The organism is Kocuria kalidii (assembly GCF_044462225.1).
Lineage (GTDB): Bacteria > Actinomycetota > Actinomycetes > Actinomycetales > Micrococcaceae > Kocuria > Kocuria kalidii.
Genome location: NZ_JBISWJ010000064.1, coordinates 1 through 14579, shown reverse-complemented (window position 1 = coordinate 14579; position 14579 = coordinate 1). Strand labels below are relative to the sequence as shown.

The window sequence follows — 14579 nt, the reverse complement described above, 5'->3', positions numbered from 1 at the left end:
TCACCGGGGCGACGCGGCGGGGCTTCCGGCGAGGCTCCCGCCCTGGGTGCCGCCGCCGATTTCCCACGCACGCAGCCGGATGGCTATGATGGAGCAGTTGTGTCCGGCCGAGGCCGGTCGCTTCGCGGGATGTGGCGCAGCTTGGTAGCGCGCGTCGTTCGGGACGACGAGGTCGCAGGTTCAAATCCTGTCATCCCGACCACCTGATGTCCCAGGACATCGGCAAGGCCCCGGACCGACTCGGTCCGGGGCCTTCTGCGTGCCACGACATCGGACTACTCCCTCTGTCCCCGCAAGAAGCGACGACCTCCACCCACAAAGACGCAAAATCATGAATTATGCTCCGTGGTGAAGGGCGTGGCTGCCCGGCGGCGCGGGGACCGGCTGATCCATCACTCCCCTGCCTCCGGAGCCGCACCCCTTCTGTCACGGGCGCCTCGGGGGCGCCCGGTCACGTTCGCTCCGGGGGGAGTTCTCATGAATCTCGACATCGTCCGCGTCCTCGACGACGCCGGCACCGGCGTGCTGGGCGCCGTTCTCCAGCTCTTCACGCAGTGGTCGCTGTGGCTGGGCGTCGGCCTGGTCGTCGCCGCCGTCGCCAGCTCCGCCCTGACCCGGAAGGTGCCGTGGACCCGCGAGGCCTCGGTCTGGCTGTACTCGATGGCCGCCACGGCGTGCTTCGCCGTGCACTGGGCGGCCGTCCCCGCGTGAGCTCGGGAACCGGGATCCGACCGGGGATCCGCGCCGGCTGACCGCCGTCGCGGAACGGTCCCGCGCAGGGGCCGAGAGCCGACAGGGGCCGTTCACCGACCGGGGCCCTGCGGCCGCGGACCTACGTCCGGGCCGAGGAGAAGACCAGCTTCTCGTCCCCGCCCTCGAGGTCCCGGTCGGCCAGGGCCCACTCGCCCCGCAGGAACTGCTCGACCAGCTCGTCGGTCAGCCGTTGCTGCTCGCCGTCCTGCCGGTTCAGCTCCTCCTCGAGCGCCTGCCGCAGAAGATCCGGGGAGAGCGGCCCGTTCTGCCCGGCCAGCTCCGGCGAGGAGAGATCGCCCAGCACGCACAGCCCGTCACAGGTGACGACGATCATCAGGCCGGCCTCGAGCGTCGTCGACGTGGTCGTGGTGGTGCTGGTCGACGTCCGCTCCGTCATCTGCACCGGGGTGCCGCCTCCGACCGGCCCGGGGACGGGGGCGGGCACCGGTGCCAAGGGGGCGGGCGCCGGCGCGACGGCGACGGGCGCCGGCGCGAGGGCGGATCCCTGTCCGGGGATGCCTGCGCCGGCCGTGCCGCCGACCGGTGCCGCCTCGCCGGCTGCCGGGGCCTCGTCGGAGGAGCCCTCGGCCGACGACGTGGGAGAGGACGTCGGCGCCGGCTTGGACGTGGGCTGCGGCGCCGGGCTCGTGGTGGGCGTCGCCGTGCTGAGCGGCGGCAGGGGCTCGTAGTCGTACGAGCCCCGCGCCTCGGCCGAGGCGCCGCCGCAGCCGGTGAGGACCGCGAGCGCGAGGGACGCGCCGACGACGGTTCGGGTGGTGCGGGTCATCGGGATCTCCCGGACAGCTGGGACACGGATGGACATCAGGCGGACCGTTCCGGGGCTGCGGACGCGCGGCGCCGCAGCATCCATGCGCCGAGACCGGCGCCGGCGGCGACCACGGCGAGGAGGACCGCGGTGGTCGCGCCGCGTCCGCTCGCGTCCGGGGCAGCGCCCATACCGGTGTTCGCCATGGCGGGGTCCGCGTACACAGCGCCCCAGGCCTCCCCGGCCCCCCCGGCCGCCGTGGTGGTCTCCGTGACGACCTCCGTGGAGGTGCTGGTCTGCTCCTCGAACAGGACGAAGGCCTCGAGCGTCGCCGAAAAGTCCTGCTCCGCCGGGACGTCGTCCACGATCTCGAGGACACCGGCGCCCTGGTCCCGGACCGGGTCCCCGGGGATCGCCACGGCGCCTCCGCCGGGGTTCTCCGAGCCCGTGCCGGCGCCGAAGTCGCCGCCGTGCTCTGCGTCCGTGGCGCTGTCGGTGGCGTTGCCAGGGGCGCTGTCGGTGTCGTTGTCCGTGCCGTGGCCGGCGGCGTCGTCGTGGTCGGCCGGCGGGTCGCCGGCCCCGTCGTCGTCGGGGGTCGTGCTCCCGTCGTCGGAGGCCCCGTCTTCCGGGTCGTCGATCTCGAAACCGGCGCTCGCGCCCCAGCTGACCGTGCGCTGCTGCCCCGCGATGAGCAGATCGCGGTACTGCTCGTCGGCGAGGACGGTGAGCTCGGTCGAGGGCATGGTCGCCGTCAGGTCGGCGGTGAGCTCGCCCTCGGTGACCCCCGCGGGCACGGCCAGCTCCAGGAGCTTGTCGCGGTCCCCGCCGGTGAAGGTCCGTGTCCTCGTCCCGTCCGCGAAGGTGACCGGCCCCGACAGGGTCACGGTGGTGCCGTAGTAGGCCTCGGGTGTCCGGACGAGCAGGGTGTCGGGCCGGCCGTCCGGCTCGAAGGACACGGAGATCCGGTAGCTCTCCTGGGGAACGAGGGCAGGGACGTTGTGGCGCGCGTCCTGGAGCATGAACTCGGCCCGGTCCAGATGCCACGGCTCGAGTCCTGCCGGCTGCGGAGCCTCCGCGGTGGACAGGGAACGCACGGCCCAGTGGACGGCCAGCGCTTCGTCCGGGTCCTCGGTGGGGCCGAACACGGAGAGGATGTACCCGGCCTGCGCGGCCTCCTCCGGCTCCCAGTAGACCGGGGCGTCGCCGACCTTCTCGCCGACCACGTCCTCCCACCCGGTCGCCGGGTCGTCGAAGGGCTCGGCCACCGCGTAGCCCTCGTCGTCGAGCACGAGTTCCCCGACCGGGGCCAGCGGCTGCTCCTCGTGGATGCCGTAGGCGGTGTCGTTGTTCGTGAGCGTCACCGGAGTGAACAAGGAGTCCGCGCCGGTGCCCGGGGTGCCCTCGGGGTTCTCGCTCAGTCGCTCCGCGATCGCGACCGGCACGGCCACGGCCGGGGACGCGCCGACCAGCGCACCGGTCACCGTGGTGGTGCCGGCGAGAGCCGCCACCGCGAGGAGCTGCGCGCGGCGAACAGGGAGGGGGGAGGACATCGGGGGACTCCTGGGGGGATCGTCTGGGGATCGGCCTGCCGGTGGGCGGCGGACCGATCTTTACTAATGTAATCGCATGGAGGGGATCGTGTCCCCGGAAGACGCTGTGCGACGCCGGGGGCCCCTCGAAGTGCACGAGGGTCAGGGTGGCTTCACGGGACGGGAGCGGTCCCGGGATCGAGGGCCAGGTCGACGATGAGGTTGTTGGTGTACGACCACGAGGGCGAGCCGTCCGGCTGGACGTAGTCGCCGGAGCAGGTGACCAGGGACAGCCCGGGGTCCCCGGTCAGCTCGAAGATCTCCCGCGGCGGCGCGTCCCGCGGCGTCGGCTCCCGCACGGTGGTCACGGTGTAGGAGTGCACTCCCCCTGCGCCGTCCGAGACCCACAGCTGCTGTCCCGGCTGTGCCGTGTACAGCGTGGCCAGAGCCGGGGCGTCGTAGGGGTAGTCCACGTGGCCGGCCAGCACCGCGTTGCCCTGCGGCCCGCCGACCGGGGCGGAGGCCGAGTACCAGCCGATCGCCGCCCGGTCCTCGTGCGTGGGCACCGCCATGTTACCGGCCGCGTCCGCCCCGACGGACTCGAGTGCTGCGTCGATGCCGAGCGACGGGGAGCAGACCCGAGCCCGGGCGGACAGGTCCCCGCAGGTCTCCGGGCCCCGCACCGCGGAGTGTGCGCCGGGGTCGCCCGCGGCACGGGCATCGCCTGGTGCAAGCGACAAAGCACTCAATGGCCCAGGGGCCTTCACCGACGCCGGATCGTTGTGTTGCACGACCCCACCGAAGACGACGACGGCGCCGCCCAGCCACTGCTGAACGAGCAGGCCAGCTGCCACCAGCGAGACGAGGGCAAGAAGGACCGAGAGCACAGTACGTCCGGGAACGGGCGTCGAAGGGTTCGCAGTGTTCTTGAGCGGCATCGGGTTACATCTTCAGAATGGTAAGAACCGTGGGCCCGAGCACTGTGAGGAACAGCACCGGGAGTATGAACAGCATCAACGGAAATAGAATCTTCGTGGGGATCTTCTGAGCGGACTCTTCCGCCCGCTGGCGGCGCTTGATGCGCATCTCGTTCGCTTGCGTCCGCAGCACCGTGGAGATGGAAATGCCATAGGCGTCCGCCTGGATCACCGCCCGGGTGAACGTGCGCAGATCCGGGACGTCGGTGCGCTTCTCCAGCGCCAGGTAGGCGTCACGACGCGGAATGCCCACCCGCATCTCCTGCAGCGTGCGCACCAGCTCCTCCGCGAGGGGCCCTTTGCCGTTGTGCCCGGCCCGGGCCATGGCGGATTCGAAACCCAGCCCGGCCTCGACCGCGATCATCATCTGGTCCAGGGTGTCGGCCAGTTCCAGGCCGATCGCCTTCTGCCGTTCGATCCCGTGGGAGTACAGAAGGAGCTCCGGCACGAAGTAGGCCACGGGCACCACAACCGCCATCATCAGGACGATCATGCCGTTGCCGTTCGACAGCAGCAGGAGCAGCACGCCGAAAAGCGCGGCCCCGGCCAGCGCGTAGACCTTGTACCCCATGAGCCGGGCCACCGGCCAGTCGGCGGGCCGGCCCGCCTTCGAGTACAGCCCTTCGAGCCGGTCCCGTCCGTTCCCGGTGGTGAGTCGGCGGGCCCAGCCGAAGTCCGGGGCGTCGCGGACTGTCTCCGCTTTACTGGCACCGAGGCCGATCCTCAGATTCAGGCGCACCAGCCGGTCGCCGCCCCACCGGACACCGACGGCAAGCCAGATGGCCAGAGCCGCGGCACCGGTCAGGAGCAGAAGGCCGAGCACGGGGGATATCGACGACATGGGGGCGCCCTTCGGGGAAACGGGGTGGCGGAACTCAGAACTGGATCTTGACGATGCGCGACATCCAGAACCCGCCGATGGCGAACATCAGCAGGGCGGCAGCGATCATCGCGTAACCGAAGAAGCCGCTAGTGAGGAACTGGGAAATGTACTCGGGTGAGAGCAGGGCAAGGACGCCGGCGATCAGCACCGGCAGGGCCATGAGGATGTAGGCGGACATCTTCCCCTCGGCCGACAGCGTCTGGACCTGCCGACGGATCTGGTTGCGCTCACGGATAGTTCCGGCCACGCGGTCGAGCACTTCGGCGAGGTCACCGCCGACCTCCCGGTGGATGCCGATGGCCTGCGCCACCCAGGAGAAGTCCTGGGACTCCATCCGCTTCGCCGCCTGGTTCAGGGAGTCATCGAGGTCCATGCCGAGACGGGTCTCGTTGACCACCCGGGTGAGCTCCTCGGCGGTGGGCGCCTCAGATTCCTTCGCCACGGCGTCGACCGCGCGCAGCAGAGAATGCCCGGCCCGCAGGGATCCGGAGAACAGCTGGAGTGTATTGTCCAGCTGGTCGGCGAAGATGCGCTTGCGCCGGCCGGTGAGGATACCGACCGCGACCTTGGCGACCATCGGCGCAGCGAGGAAGAACAGCAGCCCCAGCAGGCCACCGCCCACGACGGTGCCCACGGCCGCGGCCACGAGTGCGCCCACGGCCACGAGCACGAGGAAGTCGGCCGGTGACGATTTGATGCCCGCGTTCTCGAGTGCCGCAGCCACTTGCCGGGTCCATCCGCGCCGTTCCAGGAACTCGCCGATCGCCTCGGTGGTGACACCGCTGAGCCGTGACAGTTGGGACGGGCTGTGCTCCTGCGCCGTGCGCGGAAGGCGTCTCCGGTCCATCGGCAGGCGGGGCGTGCGGGAGCGGAAGACGACGAACAGCCCGAGCAGACCGGCCAGGACGAGCAGTCCCATCCCGATCAAAAGTGAGGACATCAGCGCTTCCCCGGGTCGAAGACGGAGGGATGGAGCTTGATGCCGTAGTCCTCGAACTTGTCCACGAACCGCGGCCGCACCCCGGTGGACCGTGTAGTACCCCGGAACCGTCCGGTACGGGGGTCCACTCCCGCGTCCCAGTCGAAGAGGAAGGCGTCCTGCAGGGTCACGGTCTCACCCTCCATGCCCTGGATCTCGGTGATGTGGGTGACGCGGCGGGTGCCGTCCCGCAGGCGGGACAGCTGGACGACCACGTGGATGGCCGAGGCGATCTGTTCGCGGATCGCCCGCTGCGGCAGGTCCATGCCGGCCATCATGACCAGGGTCTCCAGCCGGGAGATGGTGTCGCGGGGGGAGTTGGCATGGATCGTCGAGAGCGACCCGTCGTGGCCGGTGTTCATGGCCTGGAGCATGTCCAGGGCCTCACCACCACGGCACTCCCCGACGACGATGCGGTCGGGCCGCATGCGGAGGGAGTTCTTCAGGAGGTCCCGGATGGAGATCTCCCCCTTGCCCTCGATGTTGGCGGGACGGGACTCGAGTTGGACCACGTGCTCCTGCTGCAGCTGCAGCTCTACGGCGTCCTCGATGGTCACGATCCGCTCACCCTGCGGAATGAAGGAGGAGACGACGTTGAGCATCGTGGTCTTCCCCGTGCCCGTGCCGCCGGCCACCAGGATGTTGAGGTGAGCCTCCACGCAGGCCCGCAGAAGATCGGCCATCTGCGGGGACACAGAGCCGAAGCGGATGAGGTCCTCGATGGTCAGCGGGTCCTTGGCGAACTTCCGGATGGTCAGCGAGGAGCCCTTCACCGCCAGTGGCGGAATGACCGCGTTGACGCGCGAGCCGTCGGGGAGGCGGGCGTCGACCAGGGGCGAGGACTCGTCGATGCGCCGCCCCACCTGGGTGACGATCTTCTCGATGACGTGGCGCAGGTCCTGCTCGGAGCCGAAGGTCGCGTCCGCGAGCGTGACCTTGCCCTTCTGCTCCACGAAGATCTGGTCGGGGCCGTTGACCATGATCTCGGTGACCGTGTCGTCGTCCAGCAGCACCTGGAGCGGACCGTAGCCGAGCACGTCGTCGCTCACCGAACGGATCAGCCGGATCCGCTCCTCGGAGGACATCGGCACCTTCTCCTCGGCGACGATGCGGGTGAGCTCCTTGGTGGCGAACTCCTTGATCTGGGTGTCGGAGAGGCTCGAGTCGGACTGGCGGGAGCCGATGCGGTCCAGCAGCTCCTGCTTCACGCGTTGCTTGAGTCCGGCCAGGGCGTCGAACTTCCCCACCGGGGCCCGCGGCGTGGGATCGGCCGGTACCGCCGGTTCGGGGGCGACGAAGACCAGTGAGTCGAGGTCGGGAGAGTCGGTGGCGTCGACGGTGTCGTCCGACGTTCCGCCCTCTTCGTCGAAGGGCACGTCTACGGAGCCGTCCGGGGGCTCCAGGTCGGCAGACGGCGGAACGGGGTCGCCCGCGTCGAAGTGCTCGGCCGGCGGGGGGAGGATTTCGCCGCGAGCCGCGGCGAGTCGTTCTGCGAGTTTCATCATCGGACCAAGGCCTTCCGGTGAATGCCGCGTCGGGCGGTGGGGGGGTCGGGGGCGAACGATGCCACGAGGGTGTGCAGCTGTCGTGCCGCCTTGTCCTTCGGCGCGTGCTGCAGCAGGGGCTCACCCCGGTTGGTGGCGTAGGCCGCCATCCGGGAGCGCGGGATCACCACGTCGACCGGAGCCTTGATCGTGGCTTCGACGTCCTGGACGGACAGCCCGGTGTTGCGATCCGCGGCGTTGACGACGACCGTGACGTGCTCGGGAACCAGGGACAGCTCCCCGAGCAGGTCCAGCTCCTTGCGGAGCCCGCGGACGCCGGGGACGTCCAGTCCGGTCACGAAGACGGCGTCGGTGGCGGCTTCGAGGGCGGCCAGCGCGTGCTCGTCCATCCCCGGGGCGGTGTCGACGACGACGTACTGGAACTGCCCCGAGAGCTGGTCGAGCAGGTGGGTGATCTGCGTGGCACCGATCAGGTCGCCCTCGGCCGGATTGGCAGGTGTGCACAGGGCGTAGATCGAGGCGGGGTGCACGGTGAGGAACGTCTTGAGCACCAGTGCGTCGTCGACGGCCGGGCCGGTGACGGCATCCGTGAGCGAGTGGTCCGGTGCCAGGCGCAGTGCCGCCGCGACGTCGCCGAACTGGACGTCCAGGTCCACGATCACCGTGTTCATCGGGGCAATAGCACCCAGGCCTACGGCCAGGTTGGTGGCGATGGTGGTCTTCCCGACCCCGCCCTTGGGCGAGGTGACGACGATGACGCGGCTGTCGTCCCGCGGTGCGGACGGGACGTAGTTGCCTCCGCCGGAGACGGAGCCCTGCGGCAGAGCCCGCCTGCGGGACTCCGCGGTGTCACACACGCGGCTGAGCACGCCCAGGATGCCGTCTGGAGCGGCGTCCAGGTCGAGGACGTCGCGGAACCCGGCGCGTAGCGCCGCCACCGCGAGGGACATGTCGGACGGCACGACCAGCACCAGGGAGACCTCGGGGCGCTGGATGTCGAAGACGCCCGCCAGGCGCATCGCCGCGTAGAGGTCCAGGCCGGGACCGAACACGACCACGGTGGGCATCTCCCCCACCGAGCGGCCCAGCAGCTGGTCCGGAGTGGCCGGCAGGGCGTCGTCGAGAACGGTCTGCACCTCGCCGGGCAGTCGGCCGCGGACGGCCTGGCGGAACCGGACGTCGTACTCGGGGTCGCCGGTGAACAGCAGGATGCGACTCACTCGAAGTCACCCCGCGTGGCGCCGTTGTCGTTCTCCTCGGCGTCCTCCGGCTCCAGGGAGAGCCAGATGCGTCCGAACTCGGAGGCGTAGACGATCTTCTCGGCGGTGTCGGCGTTCACGGCGAAGGTGACGAGCATCGACCCTTCGGGCACAGCCGGCGCCGCATTGTCGGGGGTCTCCGCCCCTTCGGCCGGCGCGGTGGTGCTCGGCGTACCCTGCACGGAGGTGACCAGGACCTTGTGCAGGTCCTTCGCCGTCTTCGACTCCCGCCCTTCGTCTCCTTCGAAGGAGACGAAGAAGCCGACCGTGTCCCCGGCGGCCAGCTGCCCTCCGACCACTCGGGGAGCGTCGAGCTGGATGGTGACCTCCTGGAGCCCTCGAGGAACCGGGACGGTGCCCGGCTCCTCGAGGGCCTGGGGGTCCACGAGCCGGGAGGTGAGCAGCTGCTCACCGGGCTGCAAATCGACCCCGGCGACCGCGCCGGAGTGGTCCCCGAGTGCGGTGACGGCACCCTCCGGCACGATCGCGGCCGGCACGGTGTGCAGCGTGACGGACTCGCCGAACTCCTCCACGGGAGTGCCCTCGAGGATGGGAGCGGTCACGAGGTAGACCTCGCGCGGCTCCTGGCTCGCCAGGGCACGGGCGTCGGCGGTAGCCACGTAGGTGCTGACGATGGCCAGGCCGGCAAGGGCCAGGATGGCCATCACCGCGCCGGCGATGATGCGGATCTTCACGATGAGACTTCCAGACGGTCGAACGATCGGAACGAGGCGTTGAGGGGGCGTGGCATGTAGGTCGCTTCCGGCAGGACGGACACGGGAGTCACTCGCGCAGGTCGACGACGGAGACGCCGAAGGACGAGGGCGGACCGATGGTGAAGCCTTCGTCGAAGGAGGTGAACCGGACGAAGCGCCCGTAGATGCCGTCACAGCTGCCGCCGCAGGACTGGGTGACCTTCTCCGGGTTCCAGCTGACGTTTCCCGTGAAGGTGTACCCCTCGATGTGGAAGGCCGCCCACCCACTGATGTCGTAGTAGCCGTTCTTGCCCTGTCCGACCTTGTCGTCATAGACAGGGATGAGAATCGTGCGATTCTTCAGCTGCTCCGCGAGGGCGGCGTTGCAGTCCTGAGGCAGGCTGGTACCCGTGGACTGGATCTGACTGCCCACGCTCACCTGCTGCGAGCAGGAGCCGTCCTTGTCGTCACCGATCCACCCGAAGCCCCCGGGTGGGTTCAAGTCGCCGTTCGAGTCGTACGTGGAGCACAGCGTGCCACCCTTGGCGCCGAGGGTCAGCGCCTGCGGTGTTCCGGAGAGGTCGAACTCGCACTCCGCGAAGGCCACCGGCCAGATGGCGATTCCGCTCAACGGTGCGCCCCAGGCGGCCGAGGCGGTCGCAGAGACGGTCGCCCGCTCACTTCCTCCGATGAGCGGCGCGAAGGCCAGAGCCAGCGACCCCGCCCCGCTCTTGTCACGGGTGGTGACCGTGGTGCGCACCGTGTTGCCCTCGAAGACGGGCACGGACGCGGCGGCCTTGCCGTCACCGGCGTTCTCGTCGGCCAACTGCTGCGCAATGGGCGCGGCGAGCGCCTCGGTGCAGTTGACGCCCTGCCCGCAGTCGCCGGCAATGGCGAGAGCCGCGGCATCGGCCCCGGACTGCAGCTCCGCGCGTTCGGCGTAGAGCAGGCCGACGTCCACGGCCAGTGCTACGAAGCCGAGCAGCACGACCATGCTGAGGGCGGTCAGGACGGCGACCGCTCCGCGTTCGCCGTCCGCGCGGCGCGAGGCGCCGAAGCTCTCGAGGTGGTCGATCAGCCGCCGCATCGCTGGGCCGCCTTTCCGATGAGGTCCTTGTCCTGCACGACTCCGGTGTAGGAGTCGAACGCGTACGTGACCGTCACGCTGACGGTGGCACCCGGCGAACACGTCAAGGGTTCACGTGTCAGAGTCACCAGGGTCGGCTTGAGCGTGGGCGATGCGTTCCGGCCGGCCTGCTCCGCCTTGGTCCAGTTGCCGGTGATCGACATGGTGCGTGCTGCCTCACGAGCGGCGTGGGTGGCGGAGATCTGGACGTTGAAGTAGTGCCCGAATTCGATGACCCCCAGCAGCAGCGCCAGAAGGACCGGCACGACGAGCGCAAACTCGACAGCCGCGGCACCGCGTTCTGAGCGCCAACCGGTCATCGTGGCATCCTTCGATCAGAGAAACTGGGCAGTGGGAGGACCATGTTGTGGCCGTGAAAAGGGCAGTGGATTTGGGGGCGCCGACGCCCGATAGCGAAGCACCGCGGCATCCCCACTGGGACACCGCGGCGCTCCTCTCCAGCCGAAATCAGGTCGCCGGGGTACCGCCAAGGCCCGAGACGACGCTGTTGAACATATCCTTCAGCTCAGGGCCGATCAGCGTGACGGCACCGATGATCACGACGGCGATCAGGCCGACGAGCAGGCCGTATTCGACCGCGGTGGCGCCCTTCTGCTCGCCCTTGAGGCGGTCGGCGGTGTCGACGAAGAAGGACTGGAGGGTGATGAGCAGGGGCAGCATGATGTGTCCTCACGATGAGAGAGAAATAAGGGGGATGAGTCGGAGAACGAGCCCTGGCATTCGCGTCTTGCGGATCTGACTGCCACTTGCCTACCGACCTGTACATAAGATACTGGTCGCGATTGCAAACGCACAAGCATTCAGATGCATGTACTTTGAGGACACGTCAAAAACGGACGTAATGCCTGGTGGGGCACCGAAGTCATCTGCATCTGCTCGTGTGGCGGTGGATTTGGCCCCGATCGGTGTCAGGCGAGACCCGGAAGCAGGTACTCCCACGCCAACAGCTCTCCCCAGAGGACGGCCACCAGGGCGCCGGTGAGCATCGACGGCCCGAACGGCACGTCGCTGCGCATCCCCCCGCGCCGGGACACCAGGACGGCCAGTCCGACCAGCGCCCCGAGAACCGACGCCAGGAGCGCTCCCACGAACAGTGCACCCCACCCCTGGTAGCCGAGGAAGAGGCCCAGCACGGCGGCCAGCTTGACGTCGCCCATGCCGAGCCCGGCCGGCGAGATGAGCGCCAGCACAAGATAGAGGACGAACAGCACGACCGCACCCAGCACAGCCCGCAGCAGTGCGCCCCAGGCGTTCTCCCCGGTGGCGGCCATCGCGAGCAGCACGAAGCCGATGCCCAGCGTCGGCAGCACCACGGCGTTGGGGAGCAGGTGGTGGCGCAGGTCGATGGTCGTGAGCACCACGGCGACCCCCGCGAAGAACAGGTACGCCGGGAGTTCCCACGACAGGCCGAGGAACGCCGTCAGCAGGGCGAAGAGGAACGCTGTCACCGCCATCAGCAGCGGTCGCGACGGAGCCGGCAGCGGCTCGTCCGCGACGGGGCTGTACCGCAGCACGATCCGGGGCAGAAACCAGCCCAGGAGGACACCGGCGAGGCCGGTGATCAGTACCCACCACAGGGGGGCTGTTCCGAGCACGGTCTGCACGAGCTTTTCCTCCGGTCCGTGGGCGCTTCAGCGGACACCCGGGTGATCGACTGTCCCCCAACCGGGGGCGCTGCACGAGCCCGAGACTAACGGAGGACATGTCCGTTCTTTCGTTTCAGCACGTCATCGGGCAATTCGGGCACACCCGTCCACGAACGACAATGCCTGATGTTGAATGTCGAATTCTCAACGCATCGCGAAGAAGAAAGACGAGAATCCGGTAACCGGCAGTGTCTTGCCCATGTCCATAGTCAGAGAGCGGTGAGTACGGACAGCGCCGTCTGCAGCCCCTGCTCTGGCCGGATCTTCTGCCCTGCCCGCTCGGCCGCCGGACCGCAGGACAGGGCCTCCGCAAAGGCGGCGGTCAGACGTTCTGCGGTCAGTTTTTTCTGCGGGATCGGCGTGGCCGCGAGTCCGAGTCCGTGGAGCTGCCGACCCCAGAACGGCTGGTCGGCGAGGAACGGCACCACCACGTGCGGAACGCCGGCCCGGGCCACGGCGTGCACGGTCCCGGCCCCGCCGTGATGGACGGCGAGCGCCGCACCGGGCAGCACCGCGTCGAGCGGCAGGGAGGGCACGGCCAGCACGTCGTCGCCCCCGAGGTCGTCCGGCAGGGCGAGCCCGCCCCACCCGGTGAGCAGCAGGGTGCGGAAGCCGTGGGCGCGGGCGCTCTCCAGCACCGCCCTCCCCCGACCCTGCGGGTCACCGGCCGCCATGGAGCCGAAGGTCGCCACCAGGAAAGGCCCGCCCCGGAGGAACTCGAGCACGGCGGGGTCGGGCTCGGGCCCCGGAGCGTCGGTGTGCCAGGACCCGGTCAGGCGCACGGTGTTCGGCCAGTCGGCCGGGCGCGGCAGCAGCTGCGGGCTGATCGGCATCAGGGAAGCCGTCGGCGCGGAAGCAGCGGAAGCAACAGAAGATGTCGAGGACGCGGAGGGAACCGGCGCGGGCAGCTGCTCGCACGCCCGCTCGATGTCGCGCCGGAACATCCGGGCGGCGCCCCTCGCCGCCGCGTAGGTGGCGCGGTTGAACCGTCCGAGGTCCCGGTTCACCACGCCCGGCGCGGGAAACGCGCTGGTGGGCGTCACCGAGGGAACGGATTCCACCACTACGTGCGGAACGCCGAGCGACTGCGCGACCACCGGCGCCGTGAGCACCTTGGGGTGATGGACCACGACGTCCGGCTCGAAGGCGAGCGTCTCCCGCACGGCGGCGGCCAGCATCCGGCGCATCCCGGGCCCCACCTCGGTGCGGAAGTGCCGCACCGCAGTCCACGGCGAGATCCCGTGCGCCTGGACCAGCCGGTGGAAGTCCACCTCGAGGCTCACGGTGTCGAGTCCGGCGAGGTCCACGCCGGAGGAGTCGGGCACGCCCAGGCGGACCTCGTGCCCGTGGCCGGACGCGCAGCGGGCCAGGGCGGCGAACGGCTCCACGTCGCCGCGGGTGCCGGACGTCAGCAGCATCATCCTCATGGCGCATCCCTTCCTCGTGCGGACAGCTTAGATCCGACGCCGGCCGGGCACGACGGGCCTGCGTCCGAGCACGCACGAACGGCCGCTTACGGCGTCCGGGGAGATTCCTAGCATGGATGGTGTCGGAGGTCACACCGACTGGTGCGGTTTCCCGGCTCACCTATTCCATCGGTTCTGCGAAGGACGATCGTCATGACCACGCACACGAATTCCTGGCCCGCCGGCACACCCTGCTGGGTGGACCTGATGGCCTCCGATCTGGAGCGCACCCAGACCTTCTACCGCGACGTCCTGGGCTGGACGTACTCCGAGTCCCAACCCGAGTACGGCGGCTACTGCAACGCCCTGGTCGACGGCGACGTCGTGGCCGGGCTCTCCCCGACCATGGAGGGCATGGAGGACGCCCCGCACGTGTGGTCGGTCTACCTGGCCACCGACGACATCGCCGCCCACGCCGCCAAGGCCGGACACGCCGGAGCCACGCAGCTGCTCGAGACCATGGAGGTCGGTCCCTTCGGCTCCATGGGGATGTGGGCCGATCCCACGGGGGCCGCCTTCGGGATGTGGCAGGCGAACGAGCACACCGGCTTCACCCGTGTCGAGGAGCCCGGTGCCGTGGCCTGGTGCGACGTCATGACCGCAGACCCCGCCGCGGCCCGGGAGTTCTACGCCGCGGTGTTCGGCTACGAGTACCAGGACATCGGCGACGACTCCATGCCCTACGCCCTGTTCACCGTGCCAGGAGGCGACCGGCCCGCCGGTGGGATCGGCGGCCCCGCTCCCGATGCCGGGGACGCCCAGCCCGGCTGGTCCGTCGCCTTCCAGGTCGAGGACGTCGACGCCGCCGCGGAGCGCGTCCGCCGGTCCGGGGGCTCGATCAGCTCGGAGCCCTCCGACTTCGAGTACGGGCGGATGACTGTCGCCGCCGGTCCGGACGGCGAGGTCTTCGTGCTCATGACGCCCGCCGAGACCATGTAGCCGACACCCCGGACGGTCCTGCTCGGCCGGCCGGC

15 protein-coding genes and 1 tRNA gene are annotated in these 14579 nt (G+C 69.8%); 3 read left to right on the top strand and 13 right to left on the bottom strand.

Annotation, left to right across the window (positions count from 1 at the left end; translation table 11 throughout):
* Positions 1–125 precede the first annotated feature (125 nt).
* Positions 126–202: transfer RNA gene (locus ACH9D3_RS09025), tRNA-Pro, on the top strand.
* A gap of 275 nt (positions 203–477) precedes the next feature.
* Entirely contained in the window at positions 478–711 is a 234-nt protein-coding gene (locus ACH9D3_RS09020) for a hypothetical protein (protein WP_396401067.1), read from the top strand.
* Positions 712–832: 121 nt separating this feature from the next.
* Here ACH9D3_RS09020 and ACH9D3_RS09015 read toward each other — a convergent pair whose 3' ends face one another.
* From ACH9D3_RS09015 to ACH9D3_RS08955, 13 genes are all read right to left on the bottom strand, one after another.
* Positions 833–1540, bottom strand: coding sequence for a hypothetical protein (locus ACH9D3_RS09015; protein ID WP_396410675.1), 708 nt, complete (start codon positions 1538–1540; stop codon positions 833–835).
* A 35-nt stretch (positions 1541–1575) separates the two neighbouring features.
* Positions 1576–3069, bottom strand: a complete 1494-nt coding sequence (locus ACH9D3_RS09010) for a hypothetical protein (protein WP_396410674.1) — start codon at positions 3067–3069, stop codon at positions 1576–1578.
* Positions 3070–3221: 152 nt separating this feature from the next.
* Entirely contained in the window at positions 3222–3614 is a 393-nt protein-coding gene (locus tag ACH9D3_RS09005) for a sortase domain-containing protein (RefSeq protein WP_396410673.1), read from the bottom strand.
* Between the two features lie 376 nt (positions 3615–3990).
* Positions 3991–4848 (bottom strand): type II secretion system F family protein, encoded by an 858-nt coding sequence (locus tag ACH9D3_RS09000; RefSeq protein ID WP_396410672.1) that lies wholly within the window; start codon positions 4846–4848, stop codon positions 3991–3993.
* Between the two features lie 52 nt (positions 4849–4900).
* Positions 4901–5848: a type II secretion system F family protein gene (locus ACH9D3_RS08995; protein WP_396410671.1), complete on the bottom strand. Its 948-nt coding sequence runs from the start codon at positions 5846–5848 to the stop codon at positions 4901–4903.
* A complete protein-coding gene (locus ACH9D3_RS08990; protein ID WP_396410691.1) occupies positions 5848–7389 on the bottom strand; it encodes a CpaF family protein in 1542 nt (513 codons plus the stop codon). Before ACH9D3_RS08990 ends, ACH9D3_RS08995 begins: the two co-directional genes overlap by 1 nt.
* Positions 7389–8612, bottom strand: coding sequence for an AAA family ATPase (locus tag ACH9D3_RS08985; RefSeq protein ID WP_396410670.1), 1224 nt, complete (start codon positions 8610–8612; stop codon positions 7389–7391). The genes ACH9D3_RS08990 and ACH9D3_RS08985 overlap by 1 nt, the downstream gene beginning before the upstream one ends.
* Positions 8609–9346 carry an RcpC/CpaB family pilus assembly protein gene (locus tag ACH9D3_RS08980; protein WP_396410669.1) on the bottom strand — a complete coding sequence of 246 codons (738 nt, stop codon included), beginning with the start codon at positions 9344–9346 and terminating at the stop codon, positions 8609–8611. Before ACH9D3_RS08980 ends, ACH9D3_RS08985 begins: the two co-directional genes overlap by 4 nt.
* Positions 9347–9434: 88 nt before the next feature.
* Positions 9435–10433 (bottom strand): pilus assembly protein TadG-related protein, encoded by a 999-nt coding sequence (locus tag ACH9D3_RS08975; RefSeq protein WP_396410668.1) that lies wholly within the window; start codon positions 10431–10433, stop codon positions 9435–9437.
* Complete coding sequence (locus ACH9D3_RS08970) at positions 10421–10792, bottom strand: TadE/TadG family type IV pilus assembly protein (protein WP_396410667.1); 372 nt, start codon at positions 10790–10792, stop codon at positions 10421–10423. Before ACH9D3_RS08970 ends, ACH9D3_RS08975 begins: the two co-directional genes overlap by 13 nt.
* Positions 10793–10940: 148 nt before the next feature.
* Positions 10941–11153: a Flp family type IVb pilin gene (locus ACH9D3_RS08965; protein WP_396410666.1), complete on the bottom strand. Its 213-nt coding sequence runs from the start codon at positions 11151–11153 to the stop codon at positions 10941–10943.
* 248 nt (positions 11154–11401) lie between these two features.
* Positions 11402–12097: a prepilin peptidase gene (locus tag ACH9D3_RS08960; protein WP_396410665.1), complete on the bottom strand. Its 696-nt coding sequence runs from the start codon at positions 12095–12097 to the stop codon at positions 11402–11404.
* Positions 12098–12348: 251 nt separating this feature from the next.
* Entirely contained in the window at positions 12349–13566 is a 1218-nt protein-coding gene (locus ACH9D3_RS08955; RefSeq protein ID WP_396410664.1) for a nucleotide disphospho-sugar-binding domain-containing protein, read from the bottom strand.
* Positions 13567–13758: 192 nt separating this feature from the next.
* Between ACH9D3_RS08955 and ACH9D3_RS08950 the strand changes: the two genes are divergently transcribed.
* The gene (locus ACH9D3_RS08950; protein ID WP_396410663.1) at positions 13759–14544 is read left to right on the top strand and encodes a VOC family protein; all 786 of its coding nucleotides are present in this window, start codon (positions 13759–13761) and stop codon (positions 14542–14544) included.
* Positions 14545–14579: the final 35 nt, after the last annotated feature.

What these genes read in the sequence shown, in the direction of transcription:
- ACH9D3_RS08950 (WP_396410663.1), top strand. Translation starts at nt 13,759, where the DNA reads ATGACCACGCACACGAATTCCTGGCCCGCCGGCACACCCTGCTGGGTG.
- ACH9D3_RS09015 (WP_396410675.1), bottom strand. Translation starts at nt 1,540, where the DNA reads ATGACCCGCACCACCCGAACCGTCGTCGGCGCGTCCCTCGCGCTCGCG.
- ACH9D3_RS08975 (WP_396410668.1), bottom strand. Translation starts at nt 10,433, where the DNA reads ATGCGGCGGCTGATCGACCACCTCGAGAGCTTCGGCGCCTCGCGCCGC.
- ACH9D3_RS08965 (WP_396410666.1), bottom strand. Translation starts at nt 11,153, where the DNA reads ATGCTGCCCCTGCTCATCACCCTCCAGTCCTTCTTCGTCGACACCGCC.
- ACH9D3_RS09020 (WP_396401067.1), top strand. Translation starts at nt 478, where the DNA reads ATGAATCTCGACATCGTCCGCGTCCTCGACGACGCCGGCACCGGCGTG.
- ACH9D3_RS08970 (WP_396410667.1), bottom strand. Translation starts at nt 10,792, where the DNA reads ATGACCGGTTGGCGCTCAGAACGCGGTGCCGCGGCTGTCGAGTTTGCG.
- ACH9D3_RS08990 (WP_396410691.1), bottom strand. Translation starts at nt 7,389, where the DNA reads ATGAAACTCGCAGAACGACTCGCCGCGGCTCGCGGCGAAATCCTCCCC.
- ACH9D3_RS08955 (WP_396410664.1), bottom strand. Translation starts at nt 13,566, where the DNA reads ATGAGGATGATGCTGCTGACGTCCGGCACCCGCGGCGACGTGGAGCCG.
- ACH9D3_RS09010 (WP_396410674.1), bottom strand. Translation starts at nt 3,069, where the DNA reads ATGTCCTCCCCCCTCCCTGTTCGCCGCGCGCAGCTCCTCGCGGTGGCG.
- ACH9D3_RS08995 (WP_396410671.1), bottom strand. Translation starts at nt 5,848, where the DNA reads ATGTCCTCACTTTTGATCGGGATGGGACTGCTCGTCCTGGCCGGTCTG.